At 63.2% G+C, this 15,748-nt stretch carries 15 protein-coding genes; 3 read left to right on the forward strand and 12 right to left on the reverse strand.

Features of this window, described 5'->3' with window-relative positions; translation table 11 throughout:
- Positions 1–26 precede the first annotated feature (26 nt).
- Positions 27–1,055: a protease SohB gene (gene sohB, locus ACNFBT_RS16480; RefSeq protein WP_416751083.1), complete on the forward strand. Its 1,029-nt coding sequence runs from the start codon at positions 27–29 to the stop codon at positions 1,053–1,055.
- A gap of 53 nt (positions 1,056–1,108) precedes the next feature.
- Complete coding sequence (locus tag ACNFBT_RS16485; protein WP_416751085.1) at positions 1,109–2,101, forward strand: YhdH/YhfP family quinone oxidoreductase; 993 nt, start codon at positions 1,109–1,111, stop codon at positions 2,099–2,101.
- Between the two features lie 20 nt (positions 2,102–2,121).
- Here ACNFBT_RS16485 and ACNFBT_RS16490 read toward each other — a convergent pair whose 3' ends face one another.
- Positions 2,122–2,976 carry an alpha/beta fold hydrolase gene (locus tag ACNFBT_RS16490; RefSeq protein ID WP_416751087.1) on the reverse strand — a complete coding sequence of 285 codons (855 nt, stop codon included), beginning with the start codon at positions 2,974–2,976 and terminating at the stop codon, positions 2,122–2,124.
- A 45-nt stretch (positions 2,977–3,021) separates the two neighbouring features.
- Positions 3,022–3,459 (reverse strand): hotdog fold domain-containing protein, encoded by a 438-nt coding sequence (locus tag ACNFBT_RS16495; RefSeq protein WP_416751089.1) that lies wholly within the window; start codon positions 3,457–3,459, stop codon positions 3,022–3,024.
- A 125-nt stretch (positions 3,460–3,584) separates the two neighbouring features.
- Between ACNFBT_RS16495 and ACNFBT_RS16500 the strand changes: the two genes are divergently transcribed.
- Positions 3,585–4,163: a TetR/AcrR family transcriptional regulator gene (locus ACNFBT_RS16500; RefSeq protein ID WP_416751091.1), complete on the forward strand. Its 579-nt coding sequence runs from the start codon at positions 3,585–3,587 to the stop codon at positions 4,161–4,163.
- A gap of 162 nt (positions 4,164–4,325) precedes the next feature.
- Here ACNFBT_RS16500 and ACNFBT_RS16505 read toward each other — a convergent pair whose 3' ends face one another.
- The 10 genes from ACNFBT_RS16505 to ACNFBT_RS16550 all read right to left on the reverse strand — a co-directional run bounded on the left by ACNFBT_RS16505 (position 4,326) and on the right by ACNFBT_RS16550 (position 15,746).
- A complete protein-coding gene (locus ACNFBT_RS16505) occupies positions 4,326–4,829 on the reverse strand; it encodes a DUF934 domain-containing protein (protein WP_416751092.1) in 504 nt (167 codons plus the stop codon).
- Positions 4,813–6,471, reverse strand: a complete 1,659-nt coding sequence (locus tag ACNFBT_RS16510) for a nitrite/sulfite reductase (protein WP_416751094.1) — start codon at positions 6,469–6,471, stop codon at positions 4,813–4,815. Before ACNFBT_RS16510 ends, ACNFBT_RS16505 begins: the two co-directional genes overlap by 17 nt.
- Positions 6,472–6,721: 250 nt before the next feature.
- The gene (locus ACNFBT_RS16515; RefSeq protein ID WP_416751096.1) at positions 6,722–7,216 is read right to left on the reverse strand and encodes a PaaI family thioesterase; all 495 of its coding nucleotides are present in this window, start codon (positions 7,214–7,216) and stop codon (positions 6,722–6,724) included.
- A gap of 327 nt (positions 7,217–7,543) precedes the next feature.
- On the reverse strand, positions 7,544–7,759 hold the full coding sequence (locus ACNFBT_RS16520; protein ID WP_416751098.1) for a DUF2970 domain-containing protein: 216 nt from the start codon (positions 7,757–7,759) through the stop codon (positions 7,544–7,546).
- A 75-nt stretch (positions 7,760–7,834) separates the two neighbouring features.
- Positions 7,835–9,160, reverse strand: a complete 1,326-nt coding sequence (locus ACNFBT_RS16525) for an MATE family efflux transporter (RefSeq protein ID WP_416751100.1) — start codon at positions 9,158–9,160, stop codon at positions 7,835–7,837.
- A gap of 372 nt (positions 9,161–9,532) precedes the next feature.
- On the reverse strand, positions 9,533–9,883 hold the full coding sequence (locus ACNFBT_RS16530) for a 50S ribosome-binding protein YggL (protein WP_416751102.1): 351 nt from the start codon (positions 9,881–9,883) through the stop codon (positions 9,533–9,535).
- A gap of 134 nt (positions 9,884–10,017) precedes the next feature.
- A complete protein-coding gene (locus ACNFBT_RS16535; protein WP_416751104.1) occupies positions 10,018–11,130 on the reverse strand; it encodes a fimbrial protein in 1,113 nt (370 codons plus the stop codon).
- Between the two features lie 314 nt (positions 11,131–11,444).
- Positions 11,445–12,344, reverse strand: coding sequence for a hypothetical protein (locus tag ACNFBT_RS16540; RefSeq protein ID WP_416751106.1), 900 nt, complete (start codon positions 12,342–12,344; stop codon positions 11,445–11,447).
- A gap of 1 nt (position 12,345) precedes the next feature.
- Positions 12,346–13,632 (reverse strand): TolC family outer membrane protein, encoded by a 1,287-nt coding sequence (locus tag ACNFBT_RS16545; RefSeq protein WP_416751217.1) that lies wholly within the window; start codon positions 13,630–13,632, stop codon positions 12,346–12,348.
- Between the two features lie 14 nt (positions 13,633–13,646).
- Positions 13,647–15,746: a peptidase domain-containing ABC transporter gene (locus ACNFBT_RS16550; RefSeq protein WP_416751108.1), complete on the reverse strand. Its 2,100-nt coding sequence runs from the start codon at positions 15,744–15,746 to the stop codon at positions 13,647–13,649.
- Positions 15,747–15,748 lie beyond the last annotated feature (2 nt).

Below are 15,748 nucleotides of genomic sequence, written 5' to 3' on the forward strand. Positions count from 1 at the left end.
GAACAGAATTGTAAAAGGGGATGTGAGTGGAGTTTCTAGCGGATTACGCGGGTTTCCTGGCCAAGACCTTCACCGTGGTGGTGACCATCGTCATCGTCCTGGTGGTGATCGCCGCGCTGCGCGGCCGTGGCCGTCGTGGCGGCGGCGGGCACCTGGAGGTGCACAAGCTCAACGACTTCTACAAGGAGTTGCGCGAGCGCCTGCAGCACAGCGTGCTGGAGAAGGCCAAGCTGAAGTCCCTGCGCAAATCCGAGGCGAAATCGGCGAAGGACGCGAAAAAGAAGAAGGGCGGCGAGAAGAGCCGCGTCTATGTGCTGGACTTCGACGGCGACATCAAGGCCTCGGCCACCGAGCACCTGCGCCATGAAGTGACCGCCTTGCTGACCCTGGCCACCCCGCGCGACGAAGTGGTGCTGCGCCTGGAAAGCGGCGGCGGCATGGTGCACGGCTACGGCCTGGCCGCCTCGCAGCTGGCGCGCATCCGCCAGGCCGGCGTGCCGCTGACCGTCTGCGTCGACAAGGTCGCGGCCAGCGGCGGCTACATGATGGCCTGCATCGGCGAGCGCATCCTTTCCGCGCCCTTCGCCATCCTCGGCTCCATCGGTGTGGTGGCGCAGCTGCCCAACGTGCACCGCCTGCTGAAGAAACACGATGTCGATTTCGAGGTGCTCACCGCCGGCGAGTACAAACGCACCCTGACTGTGTTCGGCGAGAACACCGAGAAGGGCCGAGAGAAGTTCCAGGAAGACCTGGAAACCACCCACGAACTGTTCAAGCGCTTCGTCGTCCACTATCGCCCGCAACTGGCCATCGACGAGATCGCCACCGGCGAGGTCTGGCTGGGCCAGGCGGCGCTGGGCAAGAAGCTGGTGGACGAGCTCAAGACCAGTGACGAATACCTGGCCGAACGTGCCCGCGAGGCGGATGTCTATCAGCTCAGCTATGTGCAGAAGAAGTCCATCCAGGAGCGCTTCGGCGTCGGCGTCAGCGGCGTGATCGATCGCGTGCTGGTGACCTGGTGGGACCGTCTGGGGCGCAGCCGTTTCTGGCAATGATTCCGCCGGGCGCGGGACTGCGCCGGGCTTGATTTCGAAAGAGGAGGGTCGAGATGAGTGCATTCAAGGCGTTGTGGGTCACGGAAAGCGCGCATGGCGTGTATGACCTGCAGGTGGCCGAGCGGCAGGTTTCCGATTTGCCGGCAGGGGAAGTGCTGGTGCGGGTGAAGTATTCCTCGCTGAACTACAAGGATGCTCTGTCCGCCAGCGGCAACCGTGGCGTCACCCGCAAGTACCCGCACACCCCCGGCATCGATGCCGCCGGCGTGGTGGAGGAGTCCTCGGTGGGCGAATTCGCCGTTGGTGACGAGGTGATCCTCACCGGCTACGACCTGGGCATGAACACGCCGGGCGGCTTCGGCCAGTACATCCGTGTGCCCGCTGCCTGGCTGATCAAGCGCCCGCAGGGCCTGTCGCTGCGCGAAGCGATGATCCTCGGCACCGCCGGCCTGACCGCCGCGCTGTGCGTCGACAAGCTCGAACGCGCCGGCGTTACGCCGTCCTCCGGGCCGGTCCTGGTCACCGGCGCCACCGGCGGCGTGGGCAGCATCGCGGTGATGTTGCTGGCGAAGCTGGGCTACACCGTGGCCGCCGCCACCGGCAAGCTGGAGCAGGCCGAGTTGCTCAACCGTCTTGGCGCACGGCAGATCCTCGACCGCGCCACCATCTCCGATGGCGTCGACAAGCCGCTGCTGCGCGAGCAGTGGGCCGGCGCGGTGGACACCGTGGGCGGCGACATCCTGTTCAACGTGGTCAAGTCATTGCAGTACGGTGGCAGCGTCGCCTGCTGCGGCCTGACCGCCGGCGCCGCCTTCAAGGCTACCGTGCTGCCCTTCATCCTGCGCGGCGTGAACCTGCTGGGCGTGGACTCGGTGGAGCTGCCGCTGGTGGTCAAGGCCTCCATGTGGGACAAGCTGTCCCTGCAATGGAAGCTCGACAACCTCGAAGCGGCGGTCCGCGAGGTCAAGCTCGATGACCTTCCTGGCGCCATTCACCAGATCCTGGCCGGCAAGCTGGTTGGGCGGGTGCTGGTGAACCTGGACTGATGCCCGTGCCGGGCCTGGGTTCAACCCAGGTCCGGCAGCAGGTAATCCGCCCACAGCGAATCGGCGAACTGGCTGCGGAAGAAGCCGAAGTGGCCGATGCGCTTCACGCCGATGTCTTCCGGGGCGATGCGTTTCACCGTCTTCGCCGCGCCACGGTAGAAGCCGTGCAGCGATTCGGTGTTGCGCCCGGACATCATCTCGTCGTCGGTGAAGGAGATGGAGGTGATGGGCGTGCGCACCGAGGAGTACGCCTCGCGTACTGCGCCGCCTTCTGCGCCCACCGAGTATTCCGGATTCAGGCACCAGCGCCGCCATTGCTCGATCACCCCGCGCGGCAGGTCCCCTACCACACCCAGGCGCTTGCCGGGGAAGTAGCCCAGCAGCGGCGTGATGGTCGGCGCCAGGCAGTACCAGAGCAGCCAGGCCTTGTGCCGCAAGCTCTTGGTGTTCTCGCGCCAGTAGCCGCTGCCGGTGGCGATGGTGAAGGCGCGGTGGATGCGCTCGTTGCCGCGCACGAAGGGCAGGATCTGCCCGCCCAGGCTGTGGCCGATCCAGTACACCGGAAGGTCGCCTGCGGCCTCGATCACCGCGTCGAGCATGGCGCTGCAGTCGTGGTTGCCCCAGGCCAGAACGTCAACGTCCAGGTCGCGCAGGTGGCCGCTACGGGACTGCCCCATGCCGACGTAATCGAAGGTCACGACCAGGTGTCCGCGCTCTGCCAGCCAGTTGGCGAAGGCGGTGTAGAAGCGTTGCTCGACGCCCATGGCGGGGACGATCAGTACGGCGCCACGGGCTTGGCCGGTCGGGTAGTACCAGTGGCTGGAGAGAATGTGGCCGTTGCCGTTTTCCAGGGAACGCGGGAGCGGGGTGATCATGGCGGACTCCGTGAAAAAGGGCCCGGCAGTGCCGGGCCGAACCCGTCAGGCCTGGCTGACGTACATGGTGATCTCGGCGCGGAAGACCTTCTTGTCGCCGACGTAGGCGAGCACCGGAACGATGATGTCACCCTCCTGGTTCCAGTTGACGTCGCTGCCATCGGCCACAGCGCGCACGTCGCCGTCCGCCTTGGCCAGGTATTCCACCGTCATGCCGCGGGGAATCCAACGCCGGCCCTTGGGGATCGATACGTCGGTCATGGTCCCGGCCGCGAGTTCGGCGGCGTTGCACAAGGCAATGGCGTGGACAGTGCCGATGTGGTTGAGCACTTCGCGGCGCTTGGGGAAGGTCACTTCCGCGTAGCCGGGGCGCAGTTCGACGAACTGCGGGGCAATGCTGGCGAAGTAGGGGGCGACCTGGCCGATCATGGCGCTGAACTGCGCGGGGCCGGCTTGCTGGTACATTTGCATCATCTGACTCATGGCAACTCCGGGGCAAAGCGGATTGAAGATGGATGCGCGCCCAGGCAGTATACGAAGACTAGAAATTAATTCTAGAAAAATATTCTAGAATGCTTTTCGGGTGCTCATAGCCCGACAGGAACCCCATGGCCCGACCTTCCCGCAAAGACGACATCCTCCAGGCTGCGCTGGCCTGCTTCAGTGAATCCGGCGTGGACGCCACCACCATCGAGATGATCCGTGACCGCTCCGGTGCCAGCATCGGCAGCCTTTATCACCACTATGGCAACAAGGAGCGGATCATCGGTGCGCTCTACCTCGCTGGCGTCGGTCAGTACGCGGCGCTGCTCGATGCGGGGTTGCAGCAGGCGATGAGTGCCGAGGCGGTGGTGAAGCTTTTCGTCACCTCCTACATCGATTGGGTCTCGGCCAATCCGGAGTGGGCGCGTTTCATCCTGCACAGCCGTGGGCGGGTCGAGGCGGGGGAGGTTGGCGACGAATTGCGCGAGGCCAATCGCCAGCAGGGGCGACGCATCGCTGAGTTGCTGTCCGAGCACCGCAAGGCTGGAGCTTTCAAGGCGCTAGCACCGGAGCTGTTCAATTCGGTGGTGATCGGCCCGACCCATGACTACGCGCGCAACTGGCTGGCCGGGCGCACGCGGGTCGATCTGATCGATTGCCGGGATCAGCTGGCGCAGATTGCCTGGGAGAGCGTGCGGGCCTGACCGGCCGCAGGTTGGTATTCGTTGGAGCGGACTCTGTCCGCGATAGATACCGTGCCAGCGGCATCGCGGACAGAGTCCGCTCCTACGAAAAGCGTACTTCGCAGATAGGAAAAAGCCCCGCAGTGCGGGGCTTGTTCTTGTCGCTGAATCGGGTCGGCCGGATCAGGCGAGCTGACGGCGACGGAACAGCGGTTGCGGCTGGGTCACCGAGGTCTGGTAGACCTCGGAGAAGTCTTCCAGGCTGGCCAGCGCGTCATGCGGATCACGGTCGGCGCGGATGGCGTAGGCGTCGAAGCCGCAGCTCTGCATGAAGAACAGCTGGTCGCGCAGTACGTCGCCGATGGCGCGTACTTCGCCCTTGTAGCCGAAGCGCTCGCGCAGCAGGCGGGCGCTGCTGAAGCCACGACCGTCGGTGAAGGCCGGGAAGTTCACGGCGATTACCTGGAACTTGTCCAGGTCTTCGGCGATGGCTTCTGGCTCTTCGTCCGCGTCCAGCCATACACCCAGGCCACCGTCACGGCCGCGCAGGGCGGGGCCGTGTTCCAGCCACAGGTTCAGCGGGATGATCACGTCGTCGCAGTTGGGCACGGTTTCCAGGGTCGCGTCCTTGGGCAGCAGGTGCCAGCGGTCGTCGACAACCTCGCGGTTCTTAATGATTCGCTGCATATACGCGCTCCTTGAAGGGGTCGATGCCGATGCGACGGTAGGTATCGAGGAAGCGTTCCTCTTCGGTGCGCTGCTCCACGTAGACGTTGATGATCTTCTCGATCACGTCGGCCATCTGCTCCTGGGCGAAGGACGGGCCGAGGATCTGCGCAAGGCTCGCCTCACGGCTGGCGCTGCCGCCGAGGGAGACCTGGTAGAACTCCTCGCCCTTCTTGTCCACGCCGAGGATGCCGATGTGGCCCACGTGGTGGTGGCCGCAGGCGTTCATGCAGCCGGAGATATTCAGGTCGATGTCGCCGATGTCGAACAGGTAGTCCAGGTCGTCGAAGCGACGCTGGATGGCTTCGGCCACCGGGATCGACTTGGCGTTGGCCAGGGAGCAGAAATCACCGCCCGGGCAGCAGATGAGGTCGGTCAGCAGGCCCACGTTGGGGGTAGCGAAACCGTTTTCGCGCAGTTCGCCCCAGAGGGTGAACAGCTGCGCCTGCTCGACGTCGGCGAGGATGATGTTCTGGTTATGGCTGTTGCGCACTTCGCCGAAGCTGTAGCGGTCGGCGAGGTCGGCGACCACGTCCAGCTGCTTGTCGGTGATGTCGCCAGGCGCCACGCCGGTGGGCTTGAGCGACAGGGTCACGGCGACGTAGCCGGGCTTCTTGTGGGCGAAGGTGTTGCGGGTGCGCCAGCGGGCGAAGCCGGGGTTCTCGGCGTCCAGCTGGGCGAGGGCGGCGGCCTGGTCTTCCAGGGCCTGGTAGGCCGGGTCGACGAAGTGCGCGGCCACGCGCTGCAGTTCTGCGTCGGTCAGGGTGCTCGGGCCATCCTTCAGGTTCGCCCATTCGGCGTCGACCTTCTGGGCGAAGACTTCCGGAGTCAGCGCCTTGACCAGGATCTTGATGCGTGCCTTGTACTTGTTGTCCCGACGGCCATAGCGGTTGTACACGCGCAGGATGGCGTCCAGGTAGGACAGCAGGTGCTGCCAGGGCAGGAATTCGTTGATGAAGCTGCCGACGATCGGGGTACGGCCCAGGCCGCCGCCGACGGAGACGCGGAAGCCCAGCTCGCCGGCTTCGTTCTTCACCGCTTCCAGGCCGATGTCGTGCACCTCGATGGCAGCGCGGTCGCTCACGGCGCCGTTGACGGCGATCTTGAACTTGCGCGGCAGGTGGGCGAATTCGGGGTGGAAGGTCGACCACTGGCGGATGATCTCGCACCAGGGGCGCGGGTCCACCAGCTCATCGCGGGCGACGCCGGCGAACTGGTCGGTGGTGGTGTTGCGGATGCAGTTGCCGCTGGTCTGGATCGCGTGCATCTGCACGGTGGCCAGCTCGGCGAGGATTTCCGGCACGTCTTCCAGCTCCGGCCAGTTGTACTGGACGTTCTGGCGGGTGCTGATGTGCGCGTAGCCCTTGTCGTAGTCGCGGGCGATCTGCGCCAGCTTGCGCACCTGCCGGGAGGAGAGCAGGCCATAGGGCACGGCCACTCGCAGCATGGGCGCATAGCGCTGGATGTACAGGCCATTCTGCAGACGCAGCGGGCGGAATTCCTCGCCGGTCAGTTCACCTGCCAGGTAGCGGCGGGTCTGATCGCGGAACTGCTTGACGCGATCCTCTACGATCCTTTGATCGTATTCGTCATATACGTACATGAATCATCCTGCTGTCAGGCTATAGCGCTCAGGCGTACTGCGTATCCCAGCGCGCACGGCAACGCGCTCCACGCGGAGTGGGGCGCACGATACCAGTTAGGGAATATGCGTAAAAGTGATGTTTGAGTATATGGCGAGAACTTTTGGATCTATGCCGCGCCGGAGCTGAAACACAGGCGGGCCGGTGCCTCGAGCTGGGACCAAGGTCCCGCGATGTGCCGGCGTCTTTCACCGGCGCGGCAGAGCTGGATCAGGCTTCGCGGCCGTGGGCGGCGTCACGCAATTGCGAGGTGTCGACGCGCACGAAGATCGAGTCGCCGATGCAGGTCAGCACGTCGCCGGCGTAGACCTCGCAGATGACCCGGCTCTTGCGCCCGACCTCGCCTTCGACGTGGGCCCTGAGCGTCAGCGGAACGCCCATGGGGGTCGGCTTGATGTACTTGATGCCCAGGTTCCCGGTCACGCAGTCGATGCGTGGCAGGCTGCCCGGTTCGCGGCCCTCGGCGCGATAGTGGTAGGCCATGGCGGTCCAGTTCGAGTGGCAGTCCACCAGCATGGCGATCAGCCCGCCGTATACCAGTTCCGGCCAGCCGCAGTACTTGGCTTCGGGCAGGTGCTCGGCGACGACATGGATGCCGTCCTCGTGCCAGTGGCTCTTGATGTGCAGCCCGTGCGGGTTGCTGCCGCCGCAGCCGTAGCAGACGCCTTCCGGCGCGACGGTGTCTTGCAGTGAGTCCAGGTGCATGGCCCTTCCTGATTGCTTTTCGCTTGTTCTTGTCGAAGGCGCAGCCTAACGGCTTTGCCGGCATAGCGGAAAGGGGCGGCTCCTTGAGGGGCGGGCGGAGCTGGTCTTAACTCTCGGGTGTGGTCCTTCAGCCAATAACGAGAACATGGGGGAAGCATGAGCGAAGAATCGTCCAACAAGACCAGCGACAGCGTCGTCGATGCGCGTGCCGCGTTCATCTTGATCCTGTTGGTGGTTGCCACCGCGGTGTACTGGGTCAGCCATCAGTGACAACAGTGCCGGCGGGTCGCTCTGCGGCCCGCCCGGTGCCTTGCCTTTCCAGCCTGCCTAGACCCCGGCGAAGTGCAGCACCAGCTGCACCAGGGCGTAGAGCAGCAGCACGAAAACCAGCGTGAACAGGATGCCCATGGCGATGAAGTGGCTGGGCTTGCCCTGGGTGAAATCGCGTGCGCGATTCTTCCCGCTCTGTACGCCGAAGGCGGCGGCCAGCACGCTGTGCAGCATCTGCCAGAAGCTTGGCGGCTTGTTCTGTTGATCGTCCATCGTTCGCACCTCCTATCTCAGAGCCTGGCTCCTGGAAACATAGCGCCTGGAAACCTGCTCCTGGAAAAATAGCCGCTAGAGTTCGATCTGGGTCCATTCGCGCTTCTGCCACATCCTCGCGAAGATCACCGAGGCCAGCCCGCGCTGGAGAATCTGCATGCTCCAGATCGCCAACAGGCCGCCACCGAGGACCGGGCCTACAAGATAGGCCAGCGGCAGGAAGAACAGCCACTGGTTGCCCAGGCTGACCGCCATCACGGTGCGGGTGGCGCCAGCGCCGAGCAGGGCCTGGGTGAGTACCAGCGCGGTGGCGTCGATCACCATCCCCAGCCCGGTGAGGGTCAGCGGCAGGCGGCCCAACTCGATCAGCGCGGAGTCGTTGACGAACAGCCGCAGGATGGTTTCGGGGAATAGCCAGAACGGTGAGCCCAGCAGTGCGAGGCCGCAGGCGGCGACCTTCACCACGTCCCATCCCCAGCGGTGCGCGCTGTCGAAGTCGCGCTCGCCCATGCTCTGGCTGACCAGGGTGGTGGCGGCCATGCCCAGGCCGATGCCGGGCAGGATCAGGAATAGCGCCAGGTTGATCAGCACGTGGGCTACTGCCAGCTCGCGGGTGCCGACCTGGGCGATGATCCAGAACAGCAGGGTGATGCCGGCGGCGAAGAAGAACTGCTGCAGCGAGTTGGGCAGCGACAGGCGCAGCATCACGCGGATATCGCGCTCGCTCGGTAGGCGTGGACAGAAGCCCTGGGCACGGGCATCGCGCCAGGTGATCCAGGCGTAGATCAGCGAGCCCAGGTAGAGCGCCAGGGTCGTCCCCAGCCCGCTACCCACCGCGCCCATTTGTGGCAGGCCGAACAGGCCGTGGATCAGGCTGTAGCTGATCCCCGCATTGGCCAGGTGCATCACCACCAGCGTGCGCATGTACATGCCCGAGCGGCGCGTGCCGTTCCAGTAGCCGCGGAAGGAGAAGTTCAGCCCCACGGCCAGTACCGAAAGGGCACGCCACTCGAAGTAGGGGATGCCGACCGCCAGCACGTCAGGGTCGTTGGACAGGGCGCGGACGATGGGTTCGGCGAACAGCAGGCAGACCAGGGTGATTGGCAGCGACAATCCCAGCGCCACCAGCAGGCCGCAATTGAGCGGGGCGGCCTGGTCCTCCACGCGGCCCTCGCCCCGGCGCCGCGCCACCAGCGCCTGCACGCCGGCGCCCAGGCCCATCACCAGGGATATCGCGACGAAATTGGCGTAGCTGCCGATGCCGACACCGGCCAGGGACTTCTCGCCCAGATGACCTACCATCGCGGCATCCACCAGGTTGAGCAGGCTCTGGCTGAGCATTCCACCGATGATCGGCAGGCCCAGACTGAGAATGTTCTGGAGGCGCTGGCGCTCTAGCATGGCGTCCTTGGAGGCAGTGTACTTCCGGCCTGTTGTAGGGATCGGGCGCACCCGTGCCGGTAGGGAACGCTGAGGGAAAGCCTAGCGTAACCCTGGTGCCCCTGCCTCTGTCAGAGGCGCTTCGCCTCCCGCCTCAGACGGCATCGTCGAGACTTTGCCTGAGCTGTTGCGTCACCGGGTGTTTCGCAGCAACTGGATGGCCAGTGCTGTGCCGCAGAATCCACTACCGATGATGACTATGTCGTCCATGCAACCCGCTCCCTGTTCAAAGCCGCGCAGGGTCGCAGAGGCGGGACGCGATGACAACCGTGGCGAAATGACGCGAAGGGTTGCTTCCGGCGATGCCTGGGCGATCGCCGGGAGCGCTCGGGTTTACTCGAACAGGCCGTGCCAGCAGTCGCTCAGTTCGCCCAGCTCGAAGGACTTGCACCAGGACTGCTTTTCAAGCCACAGGCGGGTGGTTTCGCGGTCGGCGTCGGTCAGGCTGCCGACGGCGTTCAGGCACAGGTAGCCGGTGAACTCACCGTCTTCGGTGGCGCCGCCGACGAAGACCCAGCCTTCGGATTCGACAAAGGCGATCCACTGGTCGAGCACGTCATCCAGGTCGCCGCTGTAGTTCACTTCCAGGCTGAAGCCGAATTCCTGGAACTCGCCCAGGCGCAGTTTCTTCAGCAGGCGGCGCTTGCGCGGTTTGGCCATTTGTTCGGGGGTGAGGTATTTCATGGGGGCTCCTTGGAATTCAATGATCCGGCGTCATGCCCAGATCGGCGACAGCCAGCCCAACATGGTATCACCTGTCGGTACTGGTCCCGCCGCCGATATCCCCGTCGGTAGTACTTTTGACGAGCTCGTGGCTTTCAGAGATAGAACACCGTCAGCTGAGCCGTGCCCCTTACCTTTCCTGCGGTGACCTGGGCGGCGGTGCCGGTCCGGTAATAGGAGACGTTCATCTTGATGGGCAGGGAAGAGTTGCCTGATGTCGGGCTGTAGTCCGATACCACATAGCTGGCGTCGCCGAAGCGAATGGGCGCTGTATTGGCTTCATTGGTGATTCGCAGGCCGACGCCTTTGGCCATGTCCGTGCCTGTGGCGTTCTGGAAGGTGCCGTCGGTTGCGTTGATGATGGTGCCGATCGGGTCAAGCTGGTACTTGATGCTGTTCATTCCGGCCGGACAGTTCCGCAGGGTGAACTGGAAAGGCTTGGTCTTGACGCTGGTTGCCGCCGTGAAATCCGCCTTCCTCGCTACATCGAGGATGACATCCGCGCCATCGGCAGTGCAGCCCAGGGCCTGGAAGTTCACCGAACTGACGAGGTAGTTCGTGCTGCCAACGCCCGTGGAGTAGTTTCCATCGGTATAGAGGGCGGTATAGCTGAGCGTCAGCGAGGGCATGGTGCCTGCGGCAATCTTACCGGTCTTGATCAGCCGGGCCTGCAATTGCGCACCATAGGTCGAGGAGGTCGACTCTACGCTGTAGCAATAGGCAAAGTTGTATGGGTTGACGCCAGGGCTCGCTGACCATGGCCCCCATCCGTTAATACCGCCGGCGTCGGCACAATGGGGCCCCGCGGAATAGAGTCGATAGCCGTAGACGATGCCGACCCCGGCCAGCCCGGTATTGAAAACCTTGTAGGTCAGACCGCCTTCCGTATAGCTGCCTGCTTGCGCCAGGCTGGGAAACTTAAGGCCGATACCGACCTTGGTGTTGCTATCGGAAGTACAGGTATAAATATTGGTTACTGCCGCGCCGCTGACCCAGCTGGACAATGGGGTCATGGTGGCAGTGTTGTCGCGGGGGACTGAGATCGGGCTGGGAAACGTGAAAGTTTCAGGCCCGCCACCGGTGAAACTGCAATTGCTCGAAGCAAGTAGTTGTTGGCTCCAGATGCTCAGCAGTAGCGTCAGTGCGCCATAGCCAGCTGGCCCGATCTTCAGGGCCGTATTCCGGTTCCCAGGTTTTCTCATTTCCATGTCGGTAATCCTGTATCAGTCGAACAAGACGGCAATTGCTTGCATGCCGGACCGCTATTGCCTTTGCGTTAATTGATCAGCTCTTGAGGGCGCAAGTGGGATCTTGGCGATGGCTCTGGATGAGCATTCGGCCCGGATAACTAATAAAGCTTTAATGGAGCAGCGTCTGTCGGATGGGAATTCCGGCTTGTTGGGAAAGTTCTCGTTCCAGCAGAGATTGCGCGATGGGGGCACTTGTTTCATGGAATGGTCGTAAGTCCGATTTATTGCGGATCGTCGTACCTGGCGCCATGGTCCGCTCCTTCGATTGCCGTTCATTTGGTCGGGGCGAAGCCGTAGCGGGACGGATGATCAGCCAGGATCCAGTTCGGGTAAGCGTCGTGATAAGCCTGTTCGATGTAGTCAGCTACCTGCTGAGGGGCATTCCCCTGGCGAAGCTCGACTGGTTCGAAGATCCGATGGCCGAAGCGGCCATGCCTGAAGGTCAGGTGGAAGCAGAGCAGCACGGCGTTGGTGCGACCTCCGATATGGAATACTCCGCGGTGCAGGCGCGCAGGGCGTCCCATCATGGAGACCTCTACAGTTTCCATGGGATATCGCTGCATCATGTGAGGTGGCACGTCGCTGAACAGAATGGCCGCACCGTGCTGTTTCAGCGCTCGTAATAGACGCAGGCCCAGGGCTGGCCGGTTGTCACTATCGAGCGTGTGCAATATTCGCAAGCCCGGTATCAGGATATCTTCCTGGCGGCCATAGGCTTCCCGCGGACTGCCTGACACGACTGCAAGCTCGGCCAGGCCCAGGGCTGCGCGCAGGGCATCGACGACATAGATGTTGGCGTATTCGGATACGTAGTGAAACGGTGAGACAATCACGGGCCTGCCGGGCGAGTCGCGGTGAATGGCATGGATGACTGCGGCCAGTTCTGCAGCCGTCGATTCAAGCTCCGGCCAACGATCCCCCCGACCATGCAGTCGCCCCAGGTGCATGCGGCGGTCCAGCAGACGCTCTATCTCTTCGCTGGCCATGGTGCGCCAGGCGTCCTGGGGGCTCAGCGAGGCACTGTCGACTCCCCATTCGTAGCGTAATCGCCCTTGCCAGCGCGCCCTGGAGCTGAAGAGGCTGCGTAGTCCCCAGGACAGCAGTGCGATTCGTTCGAGCGAGCCTGCAGATAGCGTCAATAGGCATCGGTCCTGCCAGCGGAGAGCGCGCATCTCAGTTCTCCTGGGTATCGGGTGCCAGCCACGCGTCAAGCGCCTGGATGTCTCCGAGACTGAGCGAAGCGACCTCGGCCTTCAGCGCCAGGAAGGCCGTCAGCATCTGGTATTGGGCCTTCGCCTGTTCGCCTTGGCTGTTGAACAGCTGTTCCTGAGCTCGCAGAACATCGAGGTTTGAGCGACTACCTGCCTGGTACCCCAGGCGGGTGGCCTGCAGAGATGACTCGTTGAGACGAACGATATCCCGCAGCGAATTGCTTCGTTCACGTGCCCATTCGAGGCGCTGGAACCACTCGCGGGTATCGGCTGCAGATTTGCGCGTCGCTGCCAGGAGCTTGTATTCCGCCTTTTCTTCGCCGGCCATGGCCTGGCGTATGCGTGCTTGGTTGGCTCCCCCGGTAAACAGCGGGGCCGAGATGGTCAGCATGGCGGTATTGGTAGTGGTCGGCTCGGCATAGCCGGAGGCGGCTCCGGATGGCGAGTGGCTGGCGCTGAGGCTGACGACCGGGTAACGCTGGGCACGGGCCTTGTCGGTAACTTCGCTGGCGTTGCGGACCTCCAGCTGACCCAGCTGGACGGCAAAGCTGCGCGTCTCGGCTTGGCGGACCCATTGCTGAAGGCTCTGGGACTTCAACCAGGGTTTCGTTCGTGCCGGACCGGTTACCGCGTCCAGACTGGCTGGACGCCCTGTCAGGTCTGCCAGCGCGCGGCGACGGGACTCCAGTGCACGGATTGCATCCTGCCTGCGCAGTTGTGCATCGCTCAGGCGCGAAAGGGCTTCCTGTACATCGATGACGGTCGCTTCACCACCGGTGCGCAAGCGCTGGATCAGGTCATGCTGTTCGGACACGGCGTGAAGGTAGTCGTTGGCGCGGCCCAGGTCCTGGGAGGCGGCCAGCAAGTCGAAGTATGCGTTCGCCGTGCGCAAAACCAGCGATTGCCAGGCGCTGGCGTATTCCAGTTCAGCCTTGGCGCTGGCGATGTTCGCCTGGCGTAGTTCTATCCAGCGCTCCCAGTCGAACACGGGTTGGGTGAGCGTGATCATCCAACCGTTCTGCCAGTATTTCGCGGTTGGCTGGTTTTCCGTCTTGATCTGGTTGTAGGCGCGGCCCCACCCGCCATCGAGCCGGGGCAGGAGTGCCGCACGCGCCAGCGGTACCTCCTCTCGCTCGATGCTGATCCCGGAGTTAGCCGCGGAAAGGTCGGCATCGTGGACAATTGCGTCATTGACGACAGCCAGCAATTCGCCGGCGAAGGCAGCGGCAGGGACAAGGCCGAGCCACATCCAGAACACGCATCTCACGCCTGCACACCCGTGTTAATCAAGCGGTCCAGAAGCCTGCCATCGATCAATTGGTAGCTGCGCTGGAAGCGGGAGGCAAGCCTCGGGTCATGGGTAATGACGATCAGCGTGCGATCGATACGTTGTAGGAGGTCGGCAATCGCATTGACCGAGACCGGGTCCAGGTTGGACGTGGGCTCATCGAGCAGCAGCAACTCGGAGTCCTGGTAGAGCGCCCGCGCCAGCAGCAGGCGCTGCCGCTGGCCGGCGGAAATGTTGGCTATCGAGTCGCTGATGATGGTCTGGGTGCGCAAAGGCAGTTGCATGACGTCGCCCAGAAGCCCGACATCCTTCAGCAACTGATTGATGCGCCCGTGGTCGGGATTGGCGCTGAACAGGGAAATGTTGTCGGCAATAGTGCCGTTGAGGATCAGATCGCCCTGGCGCATCTGGGTCATGTGCTGGCGGACTTCGTCGACGGCGAGGTTCGCATAGCTCACGCCGTTCAGGCGAATCTCGCCCTGCTGCACCGGTTCGGCTGCGCAAAGCAGCTTGAACAGCGTGGATTTGCCGACACCCGAGGGACCGACGATGGCGATCTTGTCACTCCGGGCAATATCCAGGGACACGCCCGTCAGTACAGCCCGGTCGGAGATGCCATAGCTGAAGCCCACGCCGCGTACCTGTATGGAATCGAGGTGGCGGAGTTCAACTGTTCTGCCGGCCTGCTCCGGCAGTGCGTAGCGCTCGGGCTCATGCTCCATGATGTCGGCGACACGTTGCGCGGGAACGCTCAGCATGAAGCGGCCGAAGAGGGCGTTGATGGCCTGGGCAAGTCGCTCGGAGGCCAACGACTTATAGATCATGAACGAATAGAAAACGCCTACGGAGACCTTGCCGTCGAGCAACAGCCCGGCGGCCAGCCAGGTAACGACGATGACGTCGGCGTACTCCACCAGCCTCAGAACCGCATCACGGAAAGCCGTCAGTTTTGCGCTTTGAAGTGTTGCAGCAGCACTGGCTCGAAACTTTGCCATGAAGAGTGCGGTGCGACGGGTTTCGCCGCAGGCCAGCTTGATCAGCGGGGCGCCGCGAATCGTCTCGATCAGCGTATCGTCGCACTGGGCCGACTTTTCCAGAACCAGCATATGAGCGTCGCGCATCGGCACGTAGAGGGCGAACGCGGTGCCCAGGTACAGGGCGAAGATGGCCAGGGCAACGACAGCCAGGATAGCGCTCTGAATCAGCATGAGTCCGACGGCCAAGCCGGCGACCACGAGGTCGATGCGCAGCGCGATACTGGTCTGTACCGAATAGTCGTTGATTTCTTCCTGTGACTTCATTCGAGCAAACAAGTCGCCGACATTTCGCTTCTCGAAGTAGGAAATAGGGTTTTTCAGTAATTGCCCCACCAGGCCTTGGGTGACGTTGACGCTCACGAGGGTCCCTGCGAGTGCAGTCAGGTAGGTCTGAACGAATTTGCTGAAGGTGCCGATGGCAAAGATGCTGGCAAAGGTGATGGCCAGGATGTGCAGCAGATTGCGGTTATCGCTGGTCACCACCTGATCAAGCACCAGGTTGCCGAAATAGGGCATGGCGAGAATGGCGAACTGGCTGCCTATGGCGACGAAGGCTAGCTTGGCGATCTGCGCGCGTAATTGGGGGTTCAGGGCGCGGACCTGGGCGAGCGCACCGGGCACGCGCGAGAGCGCCTTGATGCGAGGCAGGCCCGGAGTGGGGCTACATTCGAGAAGATAGCCGGAGGTGTTCGCCAGGAACATGTCCAGCCCGAGGCGGCGGCGTCCGGATGCCGGATCGATTACCACCACATGGCCACGTCGGTACTTCTCGAATACCACAAAGTGGGCGCCACCAAAGTGCAGTATCGAGCCCGGCTTGATAGTGGGCAGGTCGTCGGCGTCGAACTGGAAGGCCTGAACAGCGAGTCCGAACTCGGTGGCCACGTCATACAGGTCCATCAGTGTCAGACCGTTGGCGGAAAGCGGACGATGCGCCGTGATTTCGCGTATTTCCGTTGCTCTTCCAAGGTGCGTCAGCACCATGGCCAGACAGGCATAGCCGCAGTCCGCGACTTCATTCTGGTAGATGACCCGCACGC

This window comes from Pseudomonas sp. NY15181 (genome assembly GCF_048068055.1).
In the GTDB taxonomy this organism is placed as follows: Bacteria; Pseudomonadota; Gammaproteobacteria; order Pseudomonadales; family Pseudomonadaceae; genus Pseudomonas.

What these genes read in the sequence shown, in the direction of transcription:
- ACNFBT_RS16485 (WP_416751085.1), top strand. Translation starts at nt 1,109, where the DNA reads ATGAGTGCATTCAAGGCGTTGTGGGTCACGGAAAGCGCGCATGGCGTG.
- ACNFBT_RS16490 (WP_416751087.1), bottom strand. Translation starts at nt 2,976, where the DNA reads ATGATCACCCCGCTCCCGCGTTCCCTGGAAAACGGCAACGGCCACATT.
- ACNFBT_RS16495 (WP_416751089.1), bottom strand. Translation starts at nt 3,459, where the DNA reads ATGAGTCAGATGATGCAAATGTACCAGCAAGCCGGCCCCGCGCAGTTC.
- ACNFBT_RS16500 (WP_416751091.1), top strand. Translation starts at nt 3,585, where the DNA reads ATGGCCCGACCTTCCCGCAAAGACGACATCCTCCAGGCTGCGCTGGCC.
- ACNFBT_RS16505 (WP_416751092.1), bottom strand. Translation starts at nt 4,829, where the DNA reads ATGCAGCGAATCATTAAGAACCGCGAGGTTGTCGACGACCGCTGGCAC.
- ACNFBT_RS16510 (WP_416751094.1), bottom strand. Translation starts at nt 6,471, where the DNA reads ATGTACGTATATGACGAATACGATCAAAGGATCGTAGAGGATCGCGTC.
- ACNFBT_RS16515 (WP_416751096.1), bottom strand. Translation starts at nt 7,216, where the DNA reads ATGCACCTGGACTCACTGCAAGACACCGTCGCGCCGGAAGGCGTCTGC.
- ACNFBT_RS16520 (WP_416751098.1), bottom strand. Translation starts at nt 7,759, where the DNA reads ATGGACGATCAACAGAACAAGCCGCCAAGCTTCTGGCAGATGCTGCAC.
- ACNFBT_RS16525 (WP_416751100.1), bottom strand. Translation starts at nt 9,160, where the DNA reads ATGCTAGAGCGCCAGCGCCTCCAGAACATTCTCAGTCTGGGCCTGCCG.
- ACNFBT_RS16530 (WP_416751102.1), bottom strand. Translation starts at nt 9,883, where the DNA reads ATGAAATACCTCACCCCCGAACAAATGGCCAAACCGCGCAAGCGCCGC.
- ACNFBT_RS16535 (WP_416751104.1), bottom strand. Translation starts at nt 11,130, where the DNA reads ATGGAAATGAGAAAACCTGGGAACCGGAATACGGCCCTGAAGATCGGG.
- ACNFBT_RS16540 (WP_416751106.1), bottom strand. Translation starts at nt 12,344, where the DNA reads ATGCGCGCTCTCCGCTGGCAGGACCGATGCCTATTGACGCTATCTGCA.
- ACNFBT_RS16545 (WP_416751217.1), bottom strand. Translation starts at nt 13,632, where the DNA reads ATGTGGCTCGGCCTTGTCCCTGCCGCTGCCTTCGCCGGCGAATTGCTG.